The 24535-nt window shown below is 69.7% G+C and carries 23 protein-coding genes and 4 pseudogenes; 15 read left to right on the forward strand and 12 right to left on the reverse strand.

All coding sequences use genetic code 11. From position 1 onward, the window contains the following. The first annotated feature begins 335 nt into the window (after positions 1–335). The 3 genes from AC4OXY_RS00900 to AC4OXY_RS00910 all read left to right on the forward strand — a co-directional run bounded on the left by AC4OXY_RS00900 (position 336) and on the right by AC4OXY_RS00910 (position 1905). Entirely contained in the window at positions 336–776 is a 441-nt protein-coding gene (locus AC4OXY_RS00900) for a hypothetical protein (RefSeq protein ID WP_491992860.1), read from the forward strand. A gap of 355 nt (positions 777–1131) precedes the next feature. Beyond that, positions 1132–1533, forward strand: coding sequence for an SsgA family sporulation/cell division regulator (locus AC4OXY_RS00905; protein WP_491992861.1), 402 nt, complete (start codon positions 1132–1134; stop codon positions 1531–1533). A gap of 42 nt (positions 1534–1575) precedes the next feature. Further along, the gene (locus AC4OXY_RS00910; protein WP_491992862.1) at positions 1576–1905 is read left to right on the forward strand and encodes an NIPSNAP family protein; all 330 of its coding nucleotides are present in this window, start codon (positions 1576–1578) and stop codon (positions 1903–1905) included. Between the two features lie 55 nt (positions 1906–1960). Here the strand turns inward: AC4OXY_RS00910 and AC4OXY_RS00915 are convergent, their stop codons facing one another. The 5 genes and pseudogenes from AC4OXY_RS00915 to AC4OXY_RS00935 all read right to left on the reverse strand — a co-directional run bounded on the left by AC4OXY_RS00915 (position 1961) and on the right by AC4OXY_RS00935 (position 5993). Beyond that, positions 1961–3091 carry a PP2C family protein-serine/threonine phosphatase gene (locus AC4OXY_RS00915; protein WP_491992863.1) on the reverse strand — a complete coding sequence of 377 codons (1131 nt, stop codon included), beginning with the start codon at positions 3089–3091 and terminating at the stop codon, positions 1961–1963. A 453-nt stretch (positions 3092–3544) separates the two neighbouring features. Further along, the gene (locus tag AC4OXY_RS00920; RefSeq protein ID WP_491994754.1) at positions 3545–3850 is read right to left on the reverse strand and encodes a TetR-like C-terminal domain-containing protein; all 306 of its coding nucleotides are present in this window, start codon (positions 3848–3850) and stop codon (positions 3545–3547) included. Positions 3851–3970: 120 nt separating this feature from the next. Further along, positions 3971–4117, reverse strand: a pseudogene (locus AC4OXY_RS00925) (TetR/AcrR family transcriptional regulator); the annotation flags it as partial. After that, positions 4095–5141, reverse strand: coding sequence for an MFS transporter (locus tag AC4OXY_RS00930; protein WP_491992864.1), 1047 nt, complete (start codon positions 5139–5141; stop codon positions 4095–4097). The gene AC4OXY_RS00930 and the pseudogene AC4OXY_RS00925, both read right to left, overlap by 23 nt. A 198-nt stretch (positions 5142–5339) precedes the next feature. After that, the gene (locus tag AC4OXY_RS00935; protein WP_356028734.1) at positions 5340–5993 is read right to left on the reverse strand and encodes a TetR/AcrR family transcriptional regulator; all 654 of its coding nucleotides are present in this window, start codon (positions 5991–5993) and stop codon (positions 5340–5342) included. Positions 5994–6247: 254 nt separating this feature from the next. Between AC4OXY_RS00935 and AC4OXY_RS00940 the strand changes: the two genes are divergently transcribed. The 3 genes from AC4OXY_RS00940 (at position 6248) to AC4OXY_RS00950 (ending at position 11434) form a co-directional block, all read left to right on the forward strand. Continuing rightward, positions 6248–9469 (forward strand): bifunctional cytochrome P450/NADPH--P450 reductase, encoded by a 3222-nt coding sequence (locus tag AC4OXY_RS00940; RefSeq protein ID WP_491992865.1) that lies wholly within the window; start codon positions 6248–6250, stop codon positions 9467–9469. 159 nt (positions 9470–9628) lie between these two features. After that, positions 9629–10675, forward strand: coding sequence for a zinc-binding dehydrogenase (locus tag AC4OXY_RS00945; protein ID WP_491992866.1), 1047 nt, complete (start codon positions 9629–9631; stop codon positions 10673–10675). 108 nt (positions 10676–10783) lie between these two features. Then, on the forward strand, positions 10784–11434 hold the full coding sequence (locus AC4OXY_RS00950) for a TetR/AcrR family transcriptional regulator (protein ID WP_491992867.1): 651 nt from the start codon (positions 10784–10786) through the stop codon (positions 11432–11434). Here AC4OXY_RS00950 and AC4OXY_RS00955 read toward each other — a convergent pair. Beyond that, complete coding sequence (locus AC4OXY_RS00955) at positions 11400–12038, reverse strand: TetR/AcrR family transcriptional regulator (protein ID WP_491992868.1); 639 nt, start codon at positions 12036–12038, stop codon at positions 11400–11402. The two genes, AC4OXY_RS00950 and AC4OXY_RS00955, sit on opposite strands and share 35 nt — an antisense overlap. A gap of 138 nt (positions 12039–12176) precedes the next feature. On the opposite strand from AC4OXY_RS00955, the gene AC4OXY_RS00960 reads away from it, so the two are divergent. The 6 genes and pseudogenes from AC4OXY_RS00960 to AC4OXY_RS00985 all read left to right on the forward strand — a co-directional run bounded on the left by AC4OXY_RS00960 (position 12177) and on the right by AC4OXY_RS00985 (position 16198). Next, positions 12177–13322: a VOC family protein gene (locus AC4OXY_RS00960; RefSeq protein WP_491992869.1), complete on the forward strand. Its 1146-nt coding sequence runs from the start codon at positions 12177–12179 to the stop codon at positions 13320–13322. Then, positions 13319–14257, forward strand: coding sequence for a fumarylacetoacetate hydrolase family protein (locus AC4OXY_RS00965; protein WP_491992870.1), 939 nt, complete (start codon positions 13319–13321; stop codon positions 14255–14257). The genes AC4OXY_RS00960 and AC4OXY_RS00965 overlap by 4 nt, the downstream gene beginning before the upstream one ends. Before the next feature lie 24 nt (positions 14258–14281). Then, a pseudogene (locus AC4OXY_RS00970) lies at positions 14282–14605 on the forward strand (FAD-dependent monooxygenase); the annotation flags it as partial. Then, positions 14559–15089 (forward strand): annotated as a pseudogene (locus tag AC4OXY_RS00975) (AMP-binding enzyme); the annotation flags it as partial. The pseudogenes AC4OXY_RS00970 and AC4OXY_RS00975, both read left to right, overlap by 47 nt. Before the next feature lie 115 nt (positions 15090–15204). Then, positions 15205–15489: a DoxX family protein gene (locus AC4OXY_RS00980; RefSeq protein WP_491992871.1), complete on the forward strand. Its 285-nt coding sequence runs from the start codon at positions 15205–15207 to the stop codon at positions 15487–15489. 4 nt (positions 15490–15493) lie between these two features. Continuing rightward, the gene (locus AC4OXY_RS00985) at positions 15494–16198 is read left to right on the forward strand and encodes a hypothetical protein (RefSeq protein WP_402067673.1); all 705 of its coding nucleotides are present in this window, start codon (positions 15494–15496) and stop codon (positions 16196–16198) included. Positions 16199–16403: 205 nt separating this feature from the next. On the opposite strand, the pseudogene AC4OXY_RS00990 reads toward AC4OXY_RS00985, so the two are convergent. Then, positions 16404–16877, reverse strand: a pseudogene (locus AC4OXY_RS00990) (acyl-ACP desaturase); the annotation flags it as partial. Positions 16878–17760: 883 nt separating this feature from the next. Here AC4OXY_RS00990 and AC4OXY_RS00995 point away from each other — a divergent pair. Both AC4OXY_RS00995 and AC4OXY_RS01000 read left to right on the forward strand, forming a co-directional pair. Then, positions 17761–18432: a globin domain-containing protein gene (locus AC4OXY_RS00995; RefSeq protein WP_491994755.1), complete on the forward strand. Its 672-nt coding sequence runs from the start codon at positions 17761–17763 to the stop codon at positions 18430–18432. A gap of 102 nt (positions 18433–18534) precedes the next feature. Further along, a complete protein-coding gene (locus tag AC4OXY_RS01000; protein WP_491992872.1) occupies positions 18535–19050 on the forward strand; it encodes a ferredoxin reductase domain-containing protein in 516 nt (171 codons plus the stop codon). Positions 19051–19126: 76 nt separating this feature from the next. Here the strand turns inward: AC4OXY_RS01000 and AC4OXY_RS01005 are convergent, their stop codons facing one another. The 5 genes from AC4OXY_RS01005 to AC4OXY_RS01025 are packed head-to-tail and all read right to left on the reverse strand — an operon-like array spanning position 19127 to position 23723. After that, a complete protein-coding gene (locus tag AC4OXY_RS01005) occupies positions 19127–20494 on the reverse strand; it encodes a Ni/Fe hydrogenase subunit alpha (protein ID WP_491992873.1) in 1368 nt (455 codons plus the stop codon). Continuing rightward, positions 20491–21288 (reverse strand): NADH-quinone oxidoreductase subunit B family protein, encoded by a 798-nt coding sequence (locus AC4OXY_RS01010; RefSeq protein ID WP_376293907.1) that lies wholly within the window; start codon positions 21286–21288, stop codon positions 20491–20493. The genes AC4OXY_RS01005 and AC4OXY_RS01010 overlap by 4 nt, the downstream gene beginning before the upstream one ends. A gap of 1 nt (position 21289) precedes the next feature. Further along, the gene (locus AC4OXY_RS01015) at positions 21290–22069 is read right to left on the reverse strand and encodes an FAD/NAD(P)-binding protein (RefSeq protein WP_376293905.1); all 780 of its coding nucleotides are present in this window, start codon (positions 22067–22069) and stop codon (positions 21290–21292) included. A gap of 53 nt (positions 22070–22122) precedes the next feature. Then, positions 22123–22605: a cyclic nucleotide-binding domain-containing protein gene (locus AC4OXY_RS01020; protein WP_356028778.1), complete on the reverse strand. Its 483-nt coding sequence runs from the start codon at positions 22603–22605 to the stop codon at positions 22123–22125. Continuing rightward, a complete protein-coding gene (locus AC4OXY_RS01025) occupies positions 22602–23723 on the reverse strand; it encodes a 4Fe-4S dicluster domain-containing protein (protein WP_402067710.1) in 1122 nt (373 codons plus the stop codon). Before AC4OXY_RS01025 ends, AC4OXY_RS01020 begins: the two co-directional genes overlap by 4 nt. Positions 23724–23890: 167 nt before the next feature. On the opposite strand from AC4OXY_RS01025, the gene AC4OXY_RS01030 reads away from it, so the two are divergent. Next, complete coding sequence (locus AC4OXY_RS01030; protein ID WP_376293901.1) at positions 23891–24412, forward strand: hydrogenase maturation protease; 522 nt, start codon at positions 23891–23893, stop codon at positions 24410–24412. The last annotated feature ends 123 nt before the right edge of the window (positions 24413–24535 follow it).

Here is a 24535-nt window from a genome sequence, read left to right on the forward strand (position 1 = left end):
GCCAGACCCGGATGCCTGCATGCCTTGTGATCGAGAGCCGGGATTCGGGCCAGCACGATGAGAGAGAAATGGATGAACTCCCGGGAACTAACTTCCAGTTGCTCATCAGCGTTCAGCGGTGACACCTCACCGAAGCAGTGGTGCGCCGTGCGGTCAGCCCGTCCGGGTGACCCGAGTCACTGTCGCCGCCCCATCATTTCCATACGGCGTATGGTTATCCTGGCAGGGCTGTTCCATACAGCGTATGGAACAGCTGGATCGGACAACGCCAGGCGCTTCACATCGCCTGCAAAAGCAGCCGTTGCTGCAGATCGCACCAACCGGAAGGAAAGATCATGAAGAAGCTCACGAGGCGGATTGCTGTCGCTGTTTCCTCCGTGGCGGTCGCGGGTGTCGCCGTTGTCGGTGCCGGGGGCACCGCTTCGGCCGCGACTCCCGCATCCGTGCACGTCCAGCGGTCGGCCGCCGGCGTCAACGCCGCCGACTACCGTTGGGACCACGGCGTCGGCTACCTGATCGAGCAGGACTATTGCTGGGACGCAAACCGTGGCTGGCACCACGACGACCGTGTCACCGACTCGTCCTGGCACAGCCGCAACGGTCGCTGCTACCGCTGGGACGACGAGGGGCGCGGGTGGAAGTCCGACAGGTCGTACCGGCACAACTGGAACCGCTACGAGCGCGACGGCCGGGACTGGGACCACCACGACCAGTACCACGGCGACCGGGACCACCTCGGCTGGGACCACTACGACCGGAACCACGGTGACCGGTGAGACAGGTACTGCTTGTGCCCACATGGGCCGAATCCGTACCCCTTGCTCTGATGCCTGCTGGCGGCAAGGATGCAACCGCTGGTCAAGGATCAGCGGTCCCCTGACCACCGCCCGGGCGGGCGATTGAGTGAGGGCCTGTTCCTCTTGATCCTGCCTGCGGACACCTACCCGTGTCGCAGGCACGCGCCGCCACGCTGCCGCGCCGCCACCAATCGCATGGTCCACCGATACCGACCGGCGCCCGAGCCCTGCTACAACGCCTCTTCCTCCGATGCCTTTTCGCTGCCACAAGCGGCAGGACGCAGCCGAGGCAGGGGATGCCTTGGAGTGAATACCGATGGAGTCTTTGAGGACCGTGGTTCAAGGACTGACCGCGCAGCTCGTCGTCTCACGCACCTACTCGCTCCCCCTGTGTATGCGTCTACGGTACGAGCCCGCCGATCCCTATATCGTCCGTGCCGCCTTCTTCCCTCACAGCGACGAGCCGGTCGAATGGGTCCTGGGGCGTGATCTTCTGACCGATGGCCTGAAAGGTTCCGCAGGTCATGGGGACGTCCGGATCTGGTCGGCCGTCGGCCGCGGCGACCAGGCGATGTACATCGCTCTCGGGTCTCGCGCGGGCACCGCCCTGGTCGAGGTTCCCATGCAGGACGTCAAGGCATTCCTGGAGCGCACGGAGGCTCTGGTGCCACGGGGCACCGAAGCCGGACGCATCGACTGGGATGTCGAACTGGCGCACCTGCTCTCGCAAAGCTGACCCCTGACCATCCACGCTCAGACGGAAAAGGAACGAGTGTCCATGTCCCAGTACCAGCTCCGTGTCTACACGCTGTGCAGCCCTGAGGCGCTCGTCGCCTACGAGAGCATCTGGTCCAAGCACATCCCCGGTATGGCGAAGTACCGGATCACCACGCACGGCATCTGGACGGTGCCCGCGGCTTTCGGAAGTGAGACGCCCAAGCTGTACGCCCTCGTCTCCTACAGGGACGGCGACGACGTGCAGGAACGGCTGCTGGCGTACCTGGCCAGCCCGGAGTTCAGCGCCGACATGGAGGGCTTCGACCTCGGCCAGATCGTCGGGGTCACCGAGACCGCGCTGACGCCCACCTCCGGCTCACCCTTGCGCTGACGGTTCCCGCGCGGCTGGCGCTTCGGCCATAGCGGCCACGGTCCAACAGCTCTTGTCACGGGGAAGATTCCCCGGCACGGGACATGAGGTGCGGCCGGTGCAGATGACGCGAGGGGGTGCGTTCGATGATCAGGAAAGCGGCGTCGTCGGTGAGTCGCCCTCCGGTGTGCGCGAGCAGGTCACGGTGAATGTGGTGCAGCAGCGCGTCGGGGCTTGAAGGGGGGAAGGCGGCGACTCGTTCGGCGAGCGGATAGAAGGCCCCAGTTGGTGAGCGTGCTTCGATCACGCCGTCGGTGTAGAGCAGCAGCATGTCACCTGGTTCCAAGGTGAAGGGGTCGGTGCTGTCCTTGCGGACGCAGAGGGCGCACAGACCCAAGGGGGGCGCGGGCCGGCGGGAGTACAGGACGGTCACCTGGTCTCCTCGGACCAGCAACGGCGGCGGATGGCCGCAGTTGAGCAGCTCAGCCTGCGGGCCCTGATCGGGGATGTCGACCATGATGGCGGTGATGAAGTGCTCGTCGACGTCGTGCGCGGTATCGGCGACCTCGTCCAGGTTCCGGCAGACGCTGTCTTCGACGGCGGTGACGAGCTCGGGCAACGTGTCGTACCGGTGAGCGCCCTCACGGAACGCACCCATCACCACCGATGCCTCGCCGATGGAGGCCAGCCCATGGCCTCGTACGTCGCCGATGAGTACCCGGGTGCAAGGGTGATCGGCGCGCGCGACCGCCAACAGGTCGCCCCCGATCTGGGCCTCCTCCTCAGCGGCCAGATACAGCCAGGCCACCCGCAACGGCCCGATCCGGCGGGGTGGAGGCCGCAGCAGAATCCACTGGGCCGTCTCGGCCACCGACCGCACCCGGCTCAGCTCCCGGGCACGCCGCTCCCGCACATAGGCAATGAAGACCACCAGAGCCGACAGCACGGCCAGGGCGATGAGCTGCGCCACGTGGTTGGTCGTGGTCAGCCCGCCGTGGAAGACCGAGATGATCACCAGGGCTGCCTGCGCCAGAGCCCCGACCACAGCGGTCAGCCGCGGACCGGCGAAGGAGGCGGTCAGGGTCGGCGCGATGACCAGCAGCGGGCCCAGATGAACACTGGTGCCGATGCCGATGTCCGTCACGGTGATGGCCACGATCAGTGCGAGCGCGATCCCCAGCAGCCCGCGCCCCGCGCGCTGCTCCAAGAGGCGATCATCCGATATCCCTCGCGCACCCATACGCCCTTTCTACGCCCTCTTCGGCCGTACATGCCCCTGCGTCGGTTCCTGTCGAGGTCGGTACGGCTTGCGGTGTTGCATGTGAGCGCGGACGGGAGTACTCGCCCATTACCGCTGGTCACTAGCCCAGGTCAGCGGAGGAACTGGTTCCAGGCGGTGCCGCCGAGGTCTGATCAGGTCCGTGATCCGGGGCGAGCGACCGAACGCTGGCACCCAAGGTCCTGGCCACTGCCAGACGCTGCGTTTCCTGGAGCCCTACGAGACCGAGGCCATGTACACCGTCCAGGCGAGCAGAGCATCGGCAAACATGGTCGGCGAAGCCGCTGCGGAAGGAAGGCGTAACCCGCTGCGAAGCATTGAAGGGCGGAGACCTTGTCGGACGGATGGCCTGGCTTGCTTCGCGGCCGCAAGCCGCTGCTCCTAGGACCAACCTCGCAAAGCGGCGTCCACGACGGCGTTCACGGTGTCGCGTCCCAGGCGGTTCCCCACGAAGAAACGCTCGAAGAACAGCGGCCCGGCGGTGGCCCTGGCGAATGTCTCGGGGGTGACGTCGGGCCGGAGCCGGCCGCGCTCGACGGCTGTGGTGACCGCGGGACGCAGGGCGTCGGCGATCTGGTTCAGCAGCGACTCCCGGAGCCGGCGCATAGCTTCGTCGTGCGGTGAGCCCCCGAAAACCGCGGCAAGGACGGCCCCCGATTGCTCGTCGTCCCAACGCTCGGCGAGCACGTTCAGACGATAAATGGGCTCCGCTCGCGGATCGTTGCCCGAAGCGGCCCGAAGCTCCTCGGGTACCGGAGGGAGAGGGGGCATGCCGGCCTCCGGCGCGGCCAGGCGGAGGTCGAGAAGGCTCGGCCAGTGCCGGTAGACGGTTGCCCTGCCGACGCCGGCACGAGTCGCAACCGTTTGATGTGTCACGGACTCCAGCCCACCTTCCCCTCGGAGGTGGGCCCTCAGGGCACTGCCTGTCCCGCTACATGTGCACGGCAGGTGCAGCGTTCTCGTTCTGCTGGGGTACCCCCCGGCGGTAGAGCAGGGCGGTGACGACCAGGCCGGTGACGAAGACGGCCGCCGACCACCGGTAGACCGTGGAATAGCCCTCCAGGCCGGCCTGAGCCAGCACGCCAGGGTTCTTGGGATTGCGGCCGGAGAGGTAGCCGGTGGCGGCGTCGGAGGCCATCGTGCCGAGCACGGCGATGCCAGTGGAGCCGCCCACCTGCTGACGTGTGTTGACAGCGGCCGACGCTCCGCCGGCATCGGCGGCCGCCACCCCTGAGGTCGCCAGGCTCATGGTGGGCGCGATGACCGTGCCCAGCCCGATGCCGACGAGTACTAGCTGGGGCAGTACCTGCGTCACGTATCCGCTGTTCAGATCGAGCGTGGTCAGCCAGATCAGCCCGACGGCCGCAATGGCCATGCCCAGCGGGACCACCGGCTTCGGTCCTATGCGCGCCACCAGGACGTTGTTGGCCACGGCGGATGCGGACGACGAGGCCACGATCAGGGGCAGGAAGGCGAAGCCGGTGTTCAGGGCGCTGTAGCCGAGGCTCTGCTGCAGGTAGTAGGTCAGGAACAGGAACACGCCGAACATGCCTGCGCCGGTGACGAAGAGGGCGGCGAAGGAGGCGCCGCGGTTACGGTCCAGCAAGACCCGCAGGGGCAGCAGCGGAGACGCCGCCCTGTTCCGCCACCGGGCGAAGACGGCCACCAGTACGGCGCCGACTGCCGGCATGCCCCAGGTCGCCACCGAGCCCCAGCCGTGTGTTTCGGCGTTTGAGAACCCGTAGACCAGGCAGAGCAGCCCGATGGAGGCCAGCAGGGTGCTGGGGACGTCGAGCTTGGAGGTCGTGTCACGCGGGGTGCGGTGCAGCAGGGCTGCCCCACCGACGAACGCCACCACCGCGAAGATCACGTTGACGTACATGGTCCAGCGCCAGTCCAGGTACTCGGCGGCAGGGTCGCAGACCTGGTCCTCGACGAGGCCGACGGTCTCCCCCTTCAGGAGGGAGACCCGGAACAAGCCAACGACCATGGCCATTTGACGGTTCGGCGTCGGCATACGGCTGCCGTGCAGAGGCTGGATGTGGAACCACCCCGCCAGGCGGTCTCACCCGAGGGGACGCGGGGGTGGCTCCCGTGTGTCGCAGCCTGAGATCGCCCGACTTCGGGCGCGCCTCAGAGGCCAGCGCTTGGGGCGCAGCGTCTCAGGCTGACTGGCTCAATGGCTGGCGTCCCGGCCGTCACGACCGGCGGTGAGCCGGGTTTCCAGACCCGCGATCAGCGTGTCCATCACGAGGCGGAACATGTGGTCCTGGTCAGGGCCTTCAGGGGCCGCACTCGTAGAGCCAGGTTCTGCGTCCGCGGCCCCGTCTTCGGCGGCTTCAGGGCGGTGGGACTTGAGGGTCGACCACTGGTGGAGAGCGCCGTTGAGTTCGGCGGTGAGGACACCGATGACGACGGCGACCATCAGCGCGGCGATCTCCGAGACCTCTGACTGCGGCACACCGGCAGCCGCCACGATGGCGGTGAGGGTGGTCCAGAACGGGTCGTCGGGCTGGATGAAGTCCGGCTGGTGGCTGAACGAGTACGCCAGCAGCTTGGGGTGACGATGCGCCAGGGTCCGGAAGTCCGTGGCGAGCAGACGGATCCGCTCCTGCCAGGGAGCGTCCTCCAGTGTCACGGTGCGGAACTGCGCTCCGACCATTCTCGTCACTCCACGCAGCACGGCTTCCTTGTTCGGCACGTGGTGGTACAGCGACATCGGGTTCGCGTCGAGCTCGGTGGCGAGTTTGCGCATGGTGAGCGCCTCGACCCCGTCGGCGTCGATGAGCCGCAGGGCGGCGGCATAGATCCCGGCCTCGGTCAGAGGCACGTCTCTCTTCCTCGTTCCCCGCGGGGGACGTCTCACCTTCTTTTCCATACCCCGTACGGTACCAGTTCCGTACACGGTACGGAAATGAGCTTCACCACAGCGCCACCTGGGCTCCCGCGGTTGCACTCCACTTTCCGTACCGCGTATGGTTTGGATTCCATACGGCGTATGTTTCCGTACGGCGCCACGGCATCGACCTACGCAGCGCGCCCTTGCCCATCCCCCCTCCACCCCTCCGCGCAGAGGAGCAAGCCATGACTACGCACTCCGCGAACGACCTTCGCCCCATCCGGTCCCCGCGTGGGATCCCCTTCCTCGGCAATACGCCGCAGATCCCCGACACCAATCCGGTGGAGTACTTCGGTGAGCTGTCCAAGCAGTTCCCCGAGGGCATCTACGGCATGGACATCGCCGGCATCGAGCAGGTCTTCGTCTACGACCCGGACCTGGTAGCCGAGGTCTGCGACGAGACGCGGTTCTTCAAGCAGATCGACAAGACGCCGCTGCACCACGTCCGGGACTTCGCGGGGGCGGGCCTGTTCACGGCCCACCAGTACGAAGAGGAATGGGGCATGGCACACCGTGTCCTGCTGCCGGCGTTCAGCCAGCGGGCCATGAAGGCCTATTACGGGCAGATGCTGGAGATCGCCCAGAATCTGGCGGGCAAGTGGGAGCGCCGGGAGGGTCAGTCGGTCAACATCACCGATGACTACACCCGCCTGACGCTGGACACCATCGCCCTGTCGGGGTTCGGTTACCGGTTCCGGTCCTTCGACAAGGAGGAGCTGCACCCCTTCCTCAACGCGCTGCTGGGTGCGCTGGTGGAGTCGCTTCGGCGCTCGCAGGAGCTGCCGATGATGACCAGGCTGCGCAAGGCGGACGACCGGAAGTACCGCGACAACATCCGTCTGATGCAGGACCTGGTCGAGAGCGTGATCAAGGAGCGCCGCGAGGGCAAGGGCACCGGTGAGGAGGACCTGCTGGGCCTGATGCTGGAGGCCACGGACCCGGACACCGGCAAACTGCTGGCCGACGACAACGTCCGCGACCAAGTGCTGACGTTCCTGATCGCCGGGCACGAGACCACCAGTGGTCTGCTGGCGTTCGCCACCTACTCGCTGATGCGCAACCCGCACGTCCTGACCCAGGCGTACGCCGAGGTGGACCGCCTGCTGCCCGGCGACACCGTCCCGGACTACGACACGATCATGCAGCTGGACGTCATCCCGCGGATCCTGGAGGAGACGCTGCGCCTGTGGGCTCCGATCCCGGCGTTCGGCAAGGCCCCGCTGGAGGACACCGTGATCGGCGGCCACTACCAGCTCAAGAAGGGCACGCAGGTCATGATTCTCGAAGGCCCGCTGCACACCCATCCCAAGGCATGGGAGCGTCCGGAGGAGTTCGACATCGACCGGTGGCTGCCGGAGAACCGGGCCCAGCAGCACCCGCACGCCTACAAGCCGTTCGGCAATGGTGTGCGTGCCTGCATCGGCCGGCAGTTCGCGCTCACCGAGGCCCGCCTGGCCCTGGCGCTGGTGCTGCAGAAGTTCAAGCTCTCGGACACCAGCGACTACAAGATGGACGTGCGGGAGGCGTTGACGCGCAAGCCCGGCAACTTCGAGCTGATCGTCCGTCGCCGTCAGGAGCACGAGCGGACCGTTTTCGGTGCCGCGGACCTGCAGACCGGCGACACGCAGGCGGAGGCAGCGGTCAGCGGTGTCGGTGTGAACCTGACCGTCGCCTACGGCTCCAGCCTGGGCTCCTGCGAGGACCTGGCGCGCACCATCGCCGACCGAGGTGAGCGCTCCGGCTTCGGCACCACGCTGGTGAGCCTGGACGAGCTGGGTGACAACCTGCCCTCCGAGGGCCTGCTCGCCGTGGTGGCGGCCAGCTACAACGGCAAGGCTCCCGACAACGCCCAGCGCTTCGACGACCTGCTCGCCGCCGGGCTGCCCGAGGGCTCGCTGGCGAATGTGCGGTACGCGCTGCTGGGCGCCGGCAACACCCAGTGGGTGGCCACCTACCAGGCATTCCCCAAGCGGATCGAGGAAGGTCTGCTGGCCGCCGGCGCCACCCCGGTCGTCGAGCGCGGCATCGCGGACGCCGCCGGGGACTTCGACGGCATGGCCACGCGGTGGATGGACAACCTGTGGGCCACTCTGGCCGAGGAGTACGCCGCCGACACCTCCCAGGCGAGCGGCCCCCGCTACCAGGTCCAGCTGCTCACCGAGTCCGACGTGCGTCCCGCCATCGTCTCCGAGCAGGCGTACCCGCTCACCGTGGTGACCAACGACGAGCTCGTGGCCGACGCGACCGGCCTGTGGGACTTCCAGATCGAGCCGCCGCGCCCGTCCGCGAAGTCCATCACCTTCGAGCTGCCCGAGGGCGTCACGTACGACACCGGCAACCACCTGGCCGTCTTCGCCAAGAACGAACTCGCCCTGGTGGAGCGCGCACTGAGGCGGCTCGGCGTCGACTACGACCAGGTGCTCCGGCTCGACCAGCCGGCCGGTGGCCGCACCCACCTGCCGGTCGGCACCCCGGTCACCGCCGGCATCCTGCTCACCGAGTTCCTGGAGCTGCAGGACGTGGCCACCCGGTCCCAGATCCAGACGCTGGCCGAGTACACCGAGTGCCCGTGGACCCGGCCGCAGCTCCAGGCGTACACCGCCGACACCCAGGAGGCCGAGGAGCGCTACCAGATGGAGATCCTCGGCAAGCGCATCTCCGTCCTGGGCCTGCTGGAGCGCTTCCCGGCCGTCGAGCTGCCGCTGGCCGTGTTCCTGGAGATGACGGGCCCCATCCGCCCGCGCTTCTACTCCATCTCCTCCGCCCCGTCCGCCAATCCGCGCCATGTGCGCCTGACCGTCGGCCTGCTGGAAGGCCCGGCCCTGTCCGGCGACGGCCAGTACCGCGGCACCTGCTCCGCCTACATCGCCGGCCTCAAGCCCGGAGACGTCGTCTACGGCTATGTCCGCGTGCCCTCCCCGACCTTCGCCCCGCCCGCCGACCCCGCCACGCCGCTGATCCTCATCGGCCCCGGCACCGGCATCGCGCCGCTGCGCGGCTTCCTGGAGGAGCGGGCGACACAGCACGCGAACGGCACCCAGGTGGGCGCGTCGCAGGTCTTCGTCGGCTGCCGCCACCCGGAGCACGACTACTTCTACAAGCAGGAGATGCAGGACTGGGAGCAGGCCGGGATCGCACAGATCCACACCGCCTTCTCCGCGGTGACCGGCCACCCGGCCCGGTTCGTGCAGAACGCCATCGCCAATGCCGCCGACACGGTGTGGCAGGCCATCCAGGACGGCGCGTACATCTACGTCTGCGGTGACGGCCGCCGCATGGCCCCCGCCGTCCGCGAGGCACTCGCCGCCATCCACCGCCGGGAGACGGGCAGCGACGACGAGACCGCCCAGCAGTGGCTCGCCCAGCTCGAAGCGGACGAGCGCTACCAGCAGGACGTCTTCGCCTGACCGTCGCACGCCGTCAAGGCGCGCTGACCCCCAGCCGCCGGGAGGCGTGCGGACGTCCTGCCTCCCCCGTACGCCTCCCGGCCCCACCAGCCATCCAGACACCCCATGGCACCCATGGCCCAACCACCGGGCCGTGCCGCTCACAGAAAGCAGATCACCATGGACACCATGCTCGCCGGACGCTTCCACCTGGACAGCAAGAAGTTCGCCGTGGAAGAGGTCCCGATCCCCGTGCCGGGCCCGGGCGAGGTCCTCGTCGAGGTCAAGGCCGCCGGCGTCTGCCTCTCCGACGTCCACCTGCTCGACGGCTCCCTCGTCCCGCTGTTCGCCACCTCCGACACGGTCACCGTCGGCCACGAGGTATCCGGTGTGATCCACACGCTCGGCCCCGACCTCAAGCGCGGCCTGCACGTCGGCACCCGCGTCACCCTGGAGGCCGGCAAGACCTGCGGCCAGTGCGCCGGCTGCGTGCGCCACCGCCCCTGCACCCAGATGCTCACCGCCGGCATCGACTACGACGGCGGCTGGGCCGAGTACGTGATCGCCCGCGAGGACACCCTCATCCCCATCGCCGACAGCCTCCCCTTCGACCAGGCCGCGATCATCCCCGACGCGGTCTCCACCCCCTACGCCGCCGTCGTCGCCACCGCGGGCGTCCGTGCCGCCCAGTCCGTCGGGGTCTGGGGAGTCGGCGGAGTCGGCGCGCACAACGTCCGCGTCGCCCGCCTGGTCGGCGCCGCCCCGATCATCGCCGTCGACCCGCTGCCCAGCGCCCGCGAGCGCGCCCTGGCCTTCGGCGCGGACCTCGCGCTCGACCCGGCAGCCCCCGACTTCGCCGACCAGGTCCGCGCAGCCACCGGAGGACGCGGCCTCGACTTCGCCTTCGACTGCGCCGGCGTCCCCGCCGTCCGCGACCAGGCCGCCTCCGTGCTCGGCCTGGGCGGCTCCCTGATCCTGGTGGGCATCACCCCCAGGCCACTGACCATCACCGAGGGCCTGACCTTCAACTACCTGCAGAAGCAGGTGCGCGGCCACTACGGCGGCTTCCCCGAGTCCGTCTCCGAGCTGGTGCAGCTGACCGCGGCCGGACGCCTCGACCTGGCCCCCTCCATCACCGACCACATCCCGCTCGTCGAGGCCGCCGACGCCGTCCACCGACTGGAGAGCAAGATCGGCGACCCGATCCGCCTCATCCTCGTCCCCTGACGCCCGTCAGCAGGACAACAAGCCACCCTGGGCAGGGGTGAGTGGGCGCCGGGGCGTGAGGGAGCACCGGCGCCCACGGCTTTCCGGCAACCGTGGAGAGAAAGAACCATGCAGACGACCGACACCCCGGGCCGTACTGTGCAGCGCAAGGATGCTCACTCCAACCGCCGACGCATCCTCGCGACCGCCCGGCAGAAACTCCGGGAGGACCCGGACGCGAGTCTCGACAGCATCTCTCAGGCGGCCGGCGTCGCCCGGCGCACCCTCTACGGACACTTCCCCAGCCGGCATGCGCTGATCGCCGACCTGGCACAGGAAGCAGGCCATGAACTCCGGCAGGCGTTCGCCAGAGCCCGTACCGCGGATGCCGACCCGGTCGAGGCGATGACACGGATGGTGGTGGCGGCATGGACGGTGGGCGACCACTACCGCATGCTCATCGCCTTGGGACGGCGCCATCTGGGAGAGGACGAGATCCGTACCACTCTGGCACCGGCCCGCGCAGAAGCCGTCGCAACCCTACGACGTGGTCAGCGCGAAGGCGTCTTCGCGGACCACCTTCCCGCACCTGTCCTCGCCCAAGCGCTGGAGGCACTGATGCTGGCCCTCGCCGAGGAGAACACCGCACGCCCGTGGACCGACCCCACGGGCGAGGCCGCGGCAACCGCGTTCCTCGTCGCTGCCGGCGTAGCACCACTAAGGGCCGCGCTTCAGGTGCAGGAGGTCATCGGGCGAGTTCGGGCAGCGGGCGACGGGTGACCTCGTGGGCGTCGTCCGCAGCGAGGCCGAGCATGCGCAGGACCATCTCGGCCAGGTCGGAGGCGGCCTCGTCGCCGTCGAGGTCCGGGCGGTCCAGCCGGAGAGCCACCAGGGACAGCAGGATGCCGCCCAGGGCGGACAGGGCGGTGGTCGCGTTGCCGCAGGTGAAACGGCCTGAGGCGATGCCGATCTCCAGGTCGCGCAGGGCACGTGGGGCGAGGCCGCGGTCGGAGTGGATGTGGGACAGGCCGCGGTCGCGCAGGATGCGCATGAGTTCCGGGTGGGAGTCGGCCATCCGGGCGGTGAGCCGGAAGCCGGCCGCGACCAGCTCGGCCGGGTCGTCGATGCTTTCCACGCGCTCGTCGATGACCTGCCCGAACTCCTCCAGGGCGTCCGTCACCGCCGCGTCGAACAGCTCCGTCTTCGACTCGAAGTGGTTGTAGAAGGACCCGAAGCCCACATCGGCGCGCTCAGCGATGGCCTGGATGCTCGCGCTCGTGTCCCCGGTTTCCGCGAGGATCTGCCGGGCCGCGCGGACGAGCGCCTGACGTGTCTCGGCACGGCGTCGCTCGAAGCGGTTCTTGGGCGGGGCTGACGTCGGCATGCGGCCCAGTGTAACCACCGCAACGATGACACTGCCATTACTGATGAGATCCTCAATTATCTGGGCTGCACCTATTGACGACGAGAAACAGCAGAGTTGATGATTTCCTCATTACGGCAGTGTTGCTTGGAGGACACCATGTCCCACATCCCCGTTAACAAGGGCGGTCCTCTGACGCCCCACCAAGACCTCCACAGTGAGCAGGGCGCCCTACGCGGTGAACACCCCGGACGAGCCCGGAACCCCGTGATCAAAGTGCCGGACCTGGCCTGGCTGGAGTTCGAGAAGCCGGACCTGGACCGGGCCGAGGTGTTCGCCCGCGACTTCGGCTTCGCGATCGCCGCCCGCACCGATCACGAGCTGTGGCTGCGCGGCACGTTCACGGGCTCGCCCTGCATGGTCATCCGGCGCGGCCGCGCCTCCCGCTTCCTCGGGCCCGCGTTCCGCGCGGCCGAGCGGGCCGATGTCGACCGGCTCGCCGCCGCCGTCGGCCACACCGTCCGGGACATCGACGTCCCCGGCGGCGGCCGGTCGGTCGCCCTGTTCGATCCCTCGGGACTCCCGGTGCGGGTGGTGCACTGCGCCGAACCGCTGCCGGCGCTGCCCGGGCAGCAGCCGCTGATCCTCAACACCGGCATCGAAGGCCGTCGTACGAACACCACCCAGCGCCCGCCCCGCGAACCCTCCCGTATCCAGCGCCTCGGCCATGTGGTGCTGGAGACGCGGACGTTCACCCGCACGCTGGACTGGTACCTGGACACCCTTGGCCTGATCGTGTCCGACTTCCTGTTCCTGGACGGGCAGCGCCGGCGCGGGCCGACCATGGCGTTCATCCGCTGCGACCAGGGCAGCCTGCCCGTGGACCACCACACCCTCGCCCTGCACCTCGGGCCGGGCACCGGCTACGTCCACTCCGCCTACCAGGTCACCGACCTCGACGCGATCGCCGCCGGCGGGGAATACCTGGCCGAACGCGGCTACCAGCGCAGCTGGGGCATCGGCCGGCACATCCAGGGCAGCCAGCTCTTCGACTACTGGCGCGACCCCGACCGCTTCATGCTGGAGCACTTCGCCGACGGCGACCTGTTCTCCTGCGACCTCCAACCCGGATGGGCGCCGATGTCGGCGAGCGGCCTGGCCCAGTGGGGGCCGCCGGTCACGCGTGACTTCCTGGGCGCCAGCCCCTCCCCTGCCAAGCTGCGCGAGGTCATGAGGGCCCTGCGTGACGACAACGAACTCGACCCCGCACGCCTGCTGGGCCTGATGAAAGCGATGAGCTCATGAGCACCAACGTGCTGCGCACCCCCGACGGCTGGTGGGCCGTCCGGAACGAGCGCGCCATCCGCATCGAGACCAAGGCGGTCACCACCGCCGAACTGCTCGCCGACCGGGCCGCCGTCCGGGAGGCCGCCGCCTCCGGCGAGAGCGGCACGCCTGTCGCCGACCTGGTGGCGCTGCCTCCGGTCACCACCCCCTGCCGGGTGGTCGCTCAGATGGTCAACTACCGCAGCCACGCCAAGGACTCGGGCTTTACGGGCGACATACCGCCCACCTTCTTCCGCAAGGCGTCCGGCTCGGTCAGCGGCTCGCACGACACGATCGTCCACCCAGCACATGTGAACTTCCTCGACTACGAGGTCGAACTCGGCCTCGTCATGGGCGCGACGCTCCCGGTGGGCACAGTTGTGGAGGAGCAGGACCTTGCTTCGTACGTCGCCGGGCTCGTCCTCACCAACGACGTCAGCGCCCGCGACGTCCAGCTGACCAAGACCCAGTTCTACGAGAGCAAGTCCTACCCGACCTTCACGCCGACGGGTCCGTACCTGGCCTTGCTGGAGCCGGAGGACTTCGACCGTCTGATCGACCTGCGACTGCGGCTGTCGGTGAACGGTGTAACGCGTCAGGACCGCACCCTGGCCGACATGATCGTGCGGCCTGCGCAGGCGCTCACCCTGCTCGCCCGCTTCCAGACCCTCGACCCGGGCGACCTGCTGCTGACCGGTACGCCCGGCGGCACCGCCCTGAAGGCCCCGCCCAAGCCGGTCGAGAAGATCGCCGCGCTGCTGCCGCCCGCGCTGAAGTGGAAGGCGTTCTTCAACGGCCAGGCCAAGAACCCGCGGTATCTGCGCGACGGTGACCTCGTGACCGCCTCGATCGCCACCCCCGACGGGCGGATCGACCTGGGCGAGCAGCGGACCGCTGTGGCGGACGCGACGTGAGCGCCGCATCCCGGAGACCCGGTAGTGATCATCGGCGCGGGGCCCGTCGGAGTCACGGCCGCGCTCCTGCTCGCCCGGCACGGAGTGCCCAGCCTGCTCCTCGAACGCCACCGGGACATTTACCCCCTGCCGCGCGCCGTCGTCGTGGGCGACGAGGTTCGCCGGATCCTGCAGAGCCTCGGCGTCCGCGAGGAGTTCGCCACCCTCGCCAGGCTGGCGCCCGGGTTGCGGCTGCTGGACGCCCGGCGCCGCGTGATCGCCGAGTTCCCACGGTCCCTGCACGGCCACCACGGCTTCCCGCAGACCAGCATATTCGACCAGCCAGAGCTGGAACGGCTGCTGCTGGATCACCCTCACCTCCCACGGCTCGGTGATCGTCCACGGCCGCTCCGACGCCACCCTCAACCGCAACGGCGTACGGCTGGGCAGCGCCGACATCCACGACATCGTCGAACGCCTCCCCGAGATCACCGAGGCCCTCGTCATCGGTGCGGAAGAACCCGACGGCGGCTACTGGATGCCGCTCTTCGTGGTCCTCGCCGACAGGGTCGGTCTGGACGAGTCCCTGTGCGAGAAGATCCGCGACGCGATCCGCACCGGCGCCTCACCCCGCCATGTCCCCGACGAGATCCTCGCCGTACCGGCCATCCCGCACACCAAGACCGGCAAGAAACTCGAGGTCCCGGTCAAACGCCTCCTCCAGGGCGCCCCCGCCGAGCAGGTCCTCAACCCCTCCGCGGTCGACAACCCCGACCTGATCGCCTACTTCGCCGCCCTGGGAGCCGAACGCCGTCAGGTCCGCCACCCGCACACCCCCGAGGGCGTCTCGTGATCCTCTCCGCATCACTGACCTGTCTCATCGCGTTGATCTTCGCCCTGCTGGAAGCGGCCAAGATCCTGGCCTGGGTCCGATTCCCGGGCTGGCTGCCCACGCCGGCTTCACGACCGTGGCCTACCGGGTCATCGGCGGCCTGGAGCCGGCGGGCGCCATCGGCGTGGCCCTCGGCCGGGTCGTACCGCTGTACGGCGGCCTGGCCGGTTTCGGGCTGCTGATGCTGCTCGCCGGTGCCGTGATCACGCATGTACGCAAGGGCGACGGGCTGCCCAAGCTCGCCCCCGCGGTGGCGTGCGCGGCCCTGGTCGCCTGGTACCTCGTGCTCCTTGCCGACCTGTGGCCCGTTTCGGCCGCCACTCGTCCTGTTAGCGAGCCCACGGCGGGGCTGGCAGACTGAATCTGTGGTTCCGCTGATGGTCGCGGCGGATCAGATTGCGTCCTCGTCGCTTACAGGCGCCAGTGTCGTCTCGACCTGCGCACTGGTCTTCACCGTCGCGTCGTTCTGGTGGCTCAACGCCAGGCAGGGACGCCTGAGGGCGTGGGAGCCTCATTCCTTCGCGGCAATTGTCCACGGTTCCATGGCTCGACTGCGACTCCCGCTCGTCCTGCACAACACCGGCCCCAAGCCCATAGTCGTCCAAGACCTGATACTGACCTTCCCTGATGAGCCCGCCTCACATCTGCCGCTCCTGTGGGTGTCCTCTCCGTCCCGTCTCCAGCCGGGGCCGGACGAGGAAGCGAAGCTGCCGGCCGGATTCGTGGTGGGCGGCAGAGAAGCGCAACAGCTCTTCCTCGAGTTCGAGGCACCGTTTTCCGGATTCGCCCCGGAGGCCCGTGACTACAAGGCACAGATACAAATGAGGGTCGGCCACCGCAAGGGGTGGCGACCCCTGCTGACGTTCACCTTGAGGGCTGCCAACATCATCGATCCCGATCGGTACACCGTCTACAACAACGCGCCCATCGAACTGACGAAGGAAGACCAGAAGAGGGCAGATGCTGCACTCCTGGAGCTGCTGGACGGGGAGGGAGACGCATCCGCTCCGGGCGAGAGGAAGCGGCGGGACTCTTCGAATGACGATGGCAACACGGGTACGGATCGCTAGCGACCTCGTGCATGGTCGGCCGCGGCACGTCGAGGCATGCGGAGCCGGGGGTGTGCTCACGCTTGACTGGCGCGGGAGAGGGTGGCGGTCTGCTGGTGTGAGAGCAGTCCGGCGGCGGCTTGGACGATGTCGCTCATGTGCTCGCGGCGGCCGTGGTGGCGGGCGAGAGCCTTCCGGTTCTTCAGGTGGGCGATGCCGTCCGGGCATCGTTGGCGGCCTGCGGCAGCATCCGGTCGCAGACCGGGTCGCCGGAGGAGCGGCCGGTGTTGCGGTGGGAGATCCGGGTGGCCAGTTCCTGGAAGGCGACGTAGGCCACCGTGCGCAGCGGGGAGTGCCGGCTGTCGGAGACGCAGCCGCCGCATCTGTGGGTCATGCGCGCCCGCTCCAGCGCCATCGGGTCCACCGCGCGGGAGGCGAGCAGGTAGTCGGGCAGCACCATCGAGTGGCGGGCTTCCTCGGCCGTCCACTGGTGCACCCAGGTGCCCCACGCCCCGTCCCGGCCGAACAGGGTGGCGATCTCGTGGTGATAGCTGGGCAGGTTGTCCTCCGTCAGCAGACGGACCACGAGCGACACCCGGCCCACCCCGGTCAGCGGGGACTCCTCCTCCGACCACGGCCGCGCACCCAGCAGGCCGTCGAAGTCCTGCGCACGGCTCCAGGGCACGTACTCGCGCGGCATCCACGCCCTGAAGACCCGGAACGGGACGGAGGGATGGTGGCCGCGAAGAAACCGGCCTCTCGCCGCGGGGACGGAACCTATGGTTCCGTAAGTTAGGTGACCGTGCGGTGGTTCCGCTGGGGCCGTTCGGTCCTACTGGCGTGTACGGGGCGCGTGGTTGGCGCATACCGGGTGCCCCGACCCCGCTTCCGGTCTGGGGGACCGGGAGCCCGCAGTGGGAGGGCGCACCCGGCTGCGGCACCAGACAACCACCAGGTGGAGCGGGCTCGGCAGGGCCGAACGGCCCTGCCTGCTGGGGCCGGACGGCGACGGGGCGGCGGTGCGACACTGGCGTGCCTTCCGGCTGCGTCCTCCACCCAGCCGCTGTCGCGTCGGCCGGTCCGCCCGGCCTCCCGTGCCCGCCGCGCGCCATCGCCCGGCGTGCGCGCGACCGCTGGGTAAGGCGCGTTTCGGTCTGTCCGACAGGAGCCGTACTCATGATTCGACAGGGAACGTCCGCCCTGCCTCGTCCGCGGTACCCGCGTCGCCTCGCCGCGCACGCCGGCGGTGTCTGCTGCCTGGCAGTGGTCGCCGCGGTGGTGTCCTTCATCCGAGGCGGGTGGGTAGGGATCCTCTGGGTCCTGCCGGCCGGGCTCGCCTCCAACATGGCCTGGTACTACGCGCGCCGAGGCGGGGGCACGGCCGGGAACGGAACGGGCACCCGGGCCTGGGGCGGCCTACGCCGGGCCGGTGTCGGACGCAGGGCCGCGACCGTCGGTTGTGCGAGCGGCGGCACGTGCGTCAGCTGCGTGGAGACAGCACTCAAGGAGACCCGTTGACGACCTCCGGGGGCAGGACCGCGACGCGTGGGATACGGCAAGGGGAATTCCAGCTCGTGAACACCATGGGAGGCGACGCGTACGACGAGTATCACGCGCTCCTCGCACGGCAGGACGCGATGCGGCTGCGTCAGCAACTGCGGTCCCCGGCGCGGCAGCCGTCCGTGGCTTCCGCCGGACCGCGGGAGGCCGGGCGTGCCTACGACGGGAGTGCCGACCGGCGGACGATCACCCGGTACCTGCCGCTGGTGACCCCCTTCAGCGACCTCATCGCGCACCTCTACGAGGCGATGTTCGAGCGGCACCCGTATCTGCGCGGGCTGTTCCCCGACTCGATGGAGTTCCAGCAAGCCCATCTGGAACGGGCCTTCTGGTACCTGATCGAACACCTGGACCGGCCCGACGAGGTGGCCGCCTTCTGTGCCCGGCTGGGCCGTGATCACCGCAAGCTGGGAGTGCGGCCCGTGCACTACGAGGTGTTCGAGGCGGCGCTCGCCGAAGCGCTGCACCGCAGCGCGGGCGAACGGTGGACCGAGGAACTGGAGCGGGCGTGGCTGCGCATGCTGCGGTTCGCCGTCGAGACCATGGTGGGCGCAGCGGACGAAGCCCTGGCCGAGCCGCCGTACTGGAACGGGACGGTGACGGACCACCAGCTGCGCCGTCCGGATCTCGCAGTCCTCCGCGTTCGCACCGCCGAGCCGTTTCCCCACCGGGCCGGGCAGTACGCGCACCTCTAGTCCCCGCTGCTGCCGCACACCTGGCGGCCGTACTCCCTCGCCTGCGCTCCCCGCCCGGACGGGGAACTGGAGTTCCACATCCGCCGTACCGGACCGGGCGGGGTGAGCGAGGCGCTGGTGGCGCACACCCGCGTCGGCGACCCGCTGCGCCTGGGACCCGCGCAGGGGTCCATGACACTGGACGACCGCCTCACGCGGGACGTGCTGATCGTGGCGGGCGGCACCGGATGGGCCACCGCCAAAGCACTGCTGGACGAGCTGGCCGTACGCCGCCCGCACGGCCGCCGCACGCACCTGTTCCTCGGCGCGCGCACGCTTCAGGACCTGTACGACACGGCAGCCCTGGCCGAGTTGGAGAAGTGTCTGCCGTGGCTGCGTGTGGTCCCGGTGATCGGCGAGGGCCCCGGAACGGCCGCCGAGGACGGCTCGGTGGCCGACGCGGTGGCCCGGCACGGCGACTGGTCCGGCCACCTCGCCTACGTGAGCGGCCCGCCCTCCATGGTCACCGCCACGGTGCGACGGCTGACCGCCATGAACCTGCCCGCCGACCGAATCCGCCACGACCCCGTCGGCGGCACGGTACCTCTCCCCTCTCATCCTGCGGCCACCGATCAGTGACCGACGCGCCCGCGCCCCCCGTCCGTCCACGTCTCGACCGCGAGGATCTGTCGCGTTGGTCGCCTCCGCTGACCGTTCACCTCCGCTCGACGGCCAGATCGAGGAAGTGGGCGGAGCAGGAGATACACGGGTCGTGGTTGCGGATGGCCTTCTCGCACAGGGTGGTCAGCTCGGTATCGGTGGGCTCGTCGACGGCCAGGCGGTCGGTGACCAGGCGGCGCAGGTCCTCTTCGATCGCACCCTGGTTCTGTGCCGTCGGCGGGACGAGGCGGGCATCCGTGACGGTGCCGTCGGCATCGAGGGTGTAGCGGTGGTAGAGCAGACCGCGCGGCGCTTCCGTCGCGCCGTGGCCGGTGGCGGCCCTGGGCGGGACATCCACGTACGGCCGGGGCGGCGGGGTGTAGGCCTCGATGAGGCGCAGCGCCTCGTCAACGGCGTAGAGCACTTCGACGGCCCGGACGATGATGCTGCGGAAGGGGTTGCGGCACACCACACCGTCGCGGGGGTCGCCGAGCCCGGCGTCCTGGGCGGCCTGTCGTGCGATCGGGGACAGCCACTGTCCGCTGATCGCGTAGCGGGCCAGTGAGCCGGTCAGATGGCGGCGCCCGTCCAGCTGTGAGTGCAGCGCGGTGGAGTGCGGCACCTGGGTCTCCACGACATGGTCGCTGAACTCCTCGACAGGGAAGGTGCGGGTGGCCAGGCCGCGGTCGGAGTCGGCGGGCAGCCCCGCGGTGCTCGGGGCCGGCATCACGGTGGGGGTGCCGGATTCGATGGCGTAGGTACCGGGTTCGGCCAGGGCGAACAGGTCGTTGTCGCATCCGGCGTCGGGGAAGTCGAACCCGGCGACCCAGCGCACCGTCTCGGCGGCGTCGTCCCGAGCCCGGCGCAGTTGTTCGGCCAGCGGCCGCAGTTCGGATGCCGCCGGGACGCGGTGGAAGCCGCCGACACGGATGTTGACCGGGTGGATGGCGCGGCCGCCGAGAAGTTCCATGACGGCGTTTCCCGCCTGTTTGAGGCGGAGACCGCGTTCGACGTCCGCTCGCCGGGTGCGGGCGAGTTCGATGAAGCTGCCGACGCCGAGGAAGTCGGGGGCATGCAGCAGGTAGACGTGCAGGGTCTGGCTTTCGATCCACTCCCCGCAGTACAGAAGCCTGCGCAGCACCGCGAGCTGTCCGTCCACGACGGTGCCGCAGGCGTCCTCGATGGCCCGGCAGGCGCTCATCTGGTAGGCGACCGGGCAGATTCCGCACACCCGTGAGGTGATGTCGGGCGGCTCGGTGTGGGAGCGGCCGCGCAAGAACGCCTCGAAGAAGCGCGGAGGCTCGTAGATCGTGAGGCTCGCCCGGTCGACCTCGTTGCCGTGCACGCTCAGTCGCAGTGCTCCCTCGCCTTCGACGCGGGTGAGGGAGCCGACGCGGAGCACCCTGGATGCGCGGTGGGTCACCCTTCCTCCTCCCTTCGTGAGGCCTCGTCGAATTCGGGGGCTGCGGTGTTGAAGGTGCGCAGCACCCGCACCACGTCCAGGGTGTCCATCCCGTCCCTGCGCAGCAGCGGGACGAAGGCGGGGAAGTTGGTGGAGTCGGAAGGGCCGAAACAGCCGTAGCAGCCGCGCCCGTACGCCGGGCACAGCGCGCCGCATCCGGCATGGGTGACCGGGCCGAGGCAGGGTGTGCCACGCGCCACCGTCACGCACACGGTGCCGCGCGTCTTGCACTCGAAGCACACACTGTGCCGGGGCACGTCGGGAGTGCGTCCGGCGAGGTAGGCGGTGATGACCTCGATCAACTGGCCGCGGTCGATCGGGCAGCCGCGCAGTTCGAAGTCGACCGGGACGTGCGCGCTGATCGGGGTGGAGGTGGCGAGCGTGTCGACGTAGTCGGGCCTGGCGTAGACCGCGGCCTGGAACTCGGCGACGTCGGCATAGTTGCGCAGCGCCTGCACACCTCCGGCCGTCGCGCAGGCCCCGATGGTCACCAGACGTCGGGAGGCGGCGCGGACGTGCCGGATCCGCGCCACGTCCTGCTGGGTGGTGACCGATCCCTCTACCAACGACAGATCGTACGGGCCGGGTTCGGACGTGCTGGACCCCTCCAGGAAGTACGCGATCTCCACCTGCTCGGCGATGCCGAGCAGCTCGTCCTCACAGTCCAGCAGGGTGAGCTGGCAGCCGTCGCACGAAGCGAACTTCCATACGGCGAGCCTCGGCCGTCCGTTGCGCCGGCCGACAGGGGACGTCATGTCACAGCTCCCTCACCGCGAGCAGGGACTGGGCAAGGCTCCAGGGAACGACAGGGCCATCGCGGCAGAGCAGGAGGGGCCCGAGCTGGCAGTGGCCGCAGTGCCCGGTCCCGCAGTGCATGGTGCGTTCCAAGGAGACGCGGATCCGTTCCGGCGCGAGGCCGCGGTCGAGCAGGTCGCGGGCCGTGTGCCGGATCATCGCCTCCGGGCCGCAGACGAACGCGGCCGCCGCGTCGGGATCGAAGGCCGCACGCTCCAGCAGCGCGGTGACGACGCCGACATCGCCGTTCCACGCCCGGTCGGGCCGGTCCACCGTTGCCAGGACCCGGGCACCGGCCTCCCGCCAGGCGCTCACCTCACGCGCGTAGAGCAGGTCGCCCGGTGTCCTCGCACCGACGAGGAGACTGAGGTTCTTGAACCGCGCGGGCTCGTCCAGCGCGGCCAGGACGAGGGGGCGCAGTGGTGCCAGGCCGATGCCGCCGGCGACGATCAGCACGTCGCGCCCGGCGGCAGAGTACAGGTCCCAGCCGGTGCCGAACGGACCGCGCACCCCCACCACGGCTCCGGGCCGCACCTCGTACAGGGCGGCGGAGACCGCACCGACCGCCCGGATGGTGTGGGTGAGGCGATGCCCGTCGATGCCGCACACCGACACCGGGATGTCGCCGACGCCGAACGCGTACACCATGGCGAACTGCCCGGGCACGAACGGCGGCAGCGCCGGGCCCGTCGGCTCCAGCGCGATCGTCGCCGTGTCCGGCGTGTCGGCCGTGCGTCGCATCACGCGGTACGGCACGGGAGGCCCTGCCGCACAAGGAGCCACCGTCGCGACGGTCATCCCCTCCCGCCCCCCTCCGCCTCCGCTGCGGGGCCCGGCCGCGCGTAGACATCGAGCAACCGGATGCGGCAGGCTCGCAGGCGCCGGCCGATCGCCACGGATGCCACGCATCGGGTGATCGCCAGGCCGAACACAGAATCCTCCTCGATCGCGGCGCGCACCTGCCGTGCCTCGAACTCGTACGCTTCGACCTCACCCCGGGCGGTCGCACCCAGGTGCCAGCGGTACGGCTCGAACAGCCACGACCAGCCGAGCAGTTCGCCCTCTCCCAGGGTCTCCACCACGGCCGGATCGCGGCCGGGAACCTGGGCATCGAGGGCGACCGTGCCAGAGCGCAGGATCCAGAACCGCTCCGCCACCCCGTCCTCGTCGAAGATTCGCGCACCGGCAGGGAAGGACGTCCCACACGCCATGGACAGCAGGCGCTCACGGTGAGGCGGTGACAACTCACCGAGAAAGCCATGCCCGACCGTCGTCATCGCTCCTCCCGTTGCGACGCGGCTTCGCGCTCACCGTTGAGCGCGTGCGCTTCCTCGGTGATGTCGATGCCGACCGGGCACCACACGATGCACCGGCCACAGCCGACACATCCCGAGCTGCCGAACTGGTCGTACCAGGTACCGAGCTTGTGGGTGGCCCACTGCCGGTAGCGACTCCGGGAACTGGCCCGCACCGGGCCGCCGGGCAGGTGCGTGAACTCCAGGTCGAAACAGGACTCCCAGCGTCGCCACCGCTCCGCGTGATCGCCCGTCAGGTCGGTGATGTCCTCGGCGGTGGTGCAAAAGCACGTCGGGCACACCATCGTGCAGTTCCCGCACGTCAGACAACGCCCCGCCACCTCGTCCCAACGCTCGGCCGACAAGGTCTCGCGCATCAGCACCCGCAGGTCGACCTCGGGCATGGTCCGGCCCATGCGGCCCGCCGCAGCCTCGACGCTCTCTCGTGCCGTGGTCCAGGTTGTGGCATCCGCAGGACGGTGCGGAACGTCGGCCAGGACCGACTCCCCCGCCTCGCTCCCAGCCCGCACGAGGAAACGGTGCCCGTGCTCGTCCACCACCTCGGTTAGCGCCAGATCGTACCCCTCACCGACAGCCGGCCCCGCGCCCATGGAAACGCAGAAGCAGGTCGCACCCGGCTCGGTGCACTCCGCCGCCACCACGAAGGCTCTCTCCCGTCGCCCTCGGTAGGCACGGTCGGTGTAGGGGCCGCCTGTGAGCACACGGTCCTGCACGGCGATGGCCCGCAGATCACACGGGCGCACGCCGACGAACGCATACGACGGCGGCGTGGCGGCGTCCTCTGCCACCACCCACTGGCCGTCGGGCGTGCGGTCGGCGGTCCATTGCCGCTCCCGCGGCGGGTGCAAGAACCGCTTCCATCCCTGCGGGCCCGCGCTGTGCGCGAACGCGGCACCGTCCGCACGCGGCCGCAACCGGTAATGGCCGGCCTCCAGCTCGACACCCCAGCCGTAGGGCAGGTCGTCGCCCCGGGAGATCTCGGCCAGCACGATGGCCCCGTCGCGCGCGGTCGGGCCGATCACGGTGCGGCCACGCCCGGCGAGCACACCGATCAGCGCATCCAGGCCGTCCTTGCCGATCACCGCCGTGGTGCCGCCACCATCCGCTGTCTCACGCCTCACGTCCCCACTATGAGCGCGCGACCCGCCTCGGGTCTGACCGACAGGGCTGCCATGGCCCAGGGAGGCCTCGTCGATACCTCGTCCGGCCCAACTGCGGACGAAGTCGAGCGGGAAGGGGTGTCGGCATGGACGCCCCTGCCGACCCTCCTCGGATCGCCGTCATCGGAATCGGCAACGAATTCCGGCACGACGACGGTGTCGGCCTGGCGGTCTTGGGGGTCCTGGCCGAGCGGACCGGACAGGACCTCCTTCCGGCCGGGACCGCGCTCCTGGTGTGCGACGGCGAGCCCGCGCGGCTGATCTCGCTGTGGGAGAACGCCCGCCTGGCCGTCGTGATCGATTGCGCGCGCGCCGAGCCCGCCCGTCCCGGCCGCGTCCATCGCCTCGAACTCGACGGCGACCGGCTGCTCCGGCAGAGCGGGGCCACCAGTTCGCACCGTCTCGGCCTCGGTGACGCCGTCGAGCTCGCCCGCCTGCTGGACCGGCTGCCGGACCGGCTTGTCGTCTACGCGGTCGAGGGCGCCGACTCCAGCCTGGGCACGGGCCTGTCCGCACGGGTCGCCGCCAGGGTCGGACCGCTCGCCGACCGCATCGCCGACGAGATTCACCGATATGCCCGTACCACCGCGACGCGCGGCGACGTATAGGTTTCGGTCACCACCGAAGTCCGGCCTCTCGGACGGGCGGGCGGCCTCCTTGTCAGACTGCGGAACATGGCGTGGGCCAGTTCGTCGAGCAGGACGGTCTGCGGGTGACGTATGAGGAGCACG

The sequence above is a fragment of the Streptomyces sp. HUAS MG56 genome, assembly GCF_058673395.1.

Coding starts and splice junctions, on each gene's coding strand:
- AC4OXY_RS00900 (WP_491992860.1), top strand. CDS start 336: ATGAAGAAGCTCACGAGGCGGATTGCTGTCGCTGTTTCCTCCGTGGCG.
- AC4OXY_RS00910 (WP_491992862.1), top strand. CDS start 1,576: ATGTCCCAGTACCAGCTCCGTGTCTACACGCTGTGCAGCCCTGAGGCG.
- AC4OXY_RS00940 (WP_491992865.1), top strand. CDS start 6,248: ATGACTACGCACTCCGCGAACGACCTTCGCCCCATCCGGTCCCCGCGT.
- AC4OXY_RS00945 (WP_491992866.1), top strand. CDS start 9,629: ATGGACACCATGCTCGCCGGACGCTTCCACCTGGACAGCAAGAAGTTC.
- AC4OXY_RS00950 (WP_491992867.1), top strand. CDS start 10,784: ATGCAGACGACCGACACCCCGGGCCGTACTGTGCAGCGCAAGGATGCT.
- AC4OXY_RS00955 (WP_491992868.1), bottom strand. CDS start 12,038: ATGCCGACGTCAGCCCCGCCCAAGAACCGCTTCGAGCGACGCCGTGCC.
- AC4OXY_RS00960 (WP_491992869.1), top strand. CDS start 12,177: ATGTCCCACATCCCCGTTAACAAGGGCGGTCCTCTGACGCCCCACCAA.
- AC4OXY_RS00965 (WP_491992870.1), top strand. CDS start 13,319: ATGAGCACCAACGTGCTGCGCACCCCCGACGGCTGGTGGGCCGTCCGG.
- AC4OXY_RS00995 (WP_491994755.1), top strand. CDS start 17,761: ATGGGAGGCGACGCGTACGACGAGTATCACGCGCTCCTCGCACGGCAG.
- AC4OXY_RS01010 (WP_376293907.1), bottom strand. CDS start 21,288: ATGACGTCCCCTGTCGGCCGGCGCAACGGACGGCCGAGGCTCGCCGTA.
- AC4OXY_RS01015 (WP_376293905.1), bottom strand. CDS start 22,069: ATGCGACGCACGGCCGACACGCCGGACACGGCGACGATCGCGCTGGAG.
- AC4OXY_RS01020 (WP_356028778.1), bottom strand. CDS start 22,605: ATGACGACGGTCGGGCATGGCTTTCTCGGTGAGTTGTCACCGCCTCAC.
- AC4OXY_RS01030 (WP_376293901.1), top strand. CDS start 23,891: ATGGACGCCCCTGCCGACCCTCCTCGGATCGCCGTCATCGGAATCGGC.